General features: G+C 69.8%; 1 protein-coding gene. It reads right to left on the minus strand.

Annotation, left to right across the window (positions count from 1 at the left end; translation table 11 throughout):
* Nucleotides 1-80: 80 nt before the first annotated feature.
* Nucleotides 81-995: transposase (locus tag AC5Y36_RS25795; protein ID WP_500043816.1), on the minus strand; the 915-nt coding region annotated here is incomplete at its 5' end.

A 995-nucleotide genomic window follows, 5' to 3' on the forward strand; every position in this document is an offset into this window, starting at 1 on the left:
CGGGCTGTTGCAAAATCGGGTGGCGGGGCGGTTGCGTGTGGCGGTGGCTTCGGTGGCGTGAGTTCGTTGGGCAGATCCGGTTACCCGGTGGCTGGGGCGATCGCGCCTGCCCCGATGACTTTGAACAGGTTGTGGACCAGGGCGTGGAAGCTGAATTCTGCTGCGGCCCTGTCGAGTCCGCGGCTGGTGAAGCGGCGGAATCCGAGGTTGTGTTTGGCGTGGGCGAACGGCGTTTCGGCGATATGGCTGCGTTGTTTGTAGAGGTCGTGGCCTTCGGGGGTGCGTAGTCGGTGTGCCATCGCCTCGATCGGGGTGGCGTCTGGTTGCGGTGGCCCCGCGGCCGGGTGTTGGCGGGCGGCCGAGGCGAGGTCGTGGCTTTTTCCGACCGCGATCAGCCGGTCGGGGCCAGGGACGGTGAGGTTGTCGTTGCTCAGGTAGCCGGCGTCGGCGAGCAGCACCCCGATCGCGGTATCGGTGCTGGTCGCAGTGGCGGGCCGGTGGGTGTCGATGAGGTCGGCGGCGGCCACGGTCTTGTCCATGATGGTGGGAAACGCGGTGGCGTCGTTGGGGTTGTTTCCCACTGAGGTGGCGAGGATCAGCCCGTCGCTGCTGGTGGCGGCCTGGCAGTTGTAGCCCTGCAGCCAGCCCCCACCACGTAGCGGCATCGTCCGCGACTGGGGGTCGGTGATATTGCGTTTAGGGCTGCGTGTGGCCGGTGTGGCGTCCTGGGTGGCGTCGGCCTTGGCTGCGGCGGCCTGCTCGGCGGCGTTGCGCTCGGCGATCGCCCGGTCCAGGGCGGCCTGCTTACGTTTGACCCAGGCGTGGTCGGCGACCGGCACGGGCGTTTGCCTGCCCCGCCGCGGCCCGGGCGCCCAAGCATCGTTGCGGGCCTGCGCACGGGCTTTTTCCCGGGCCAGACTCTCGGCCAGGATTTCGACGCGGATCTCAGCGGGCGCCGGGCCGGCCCGCTGGCCGCGGGCACGCCGGTCGCGGTA

Source organism: Mycobacterium sp. NGS50 (genome assembly GCF_059812545.1).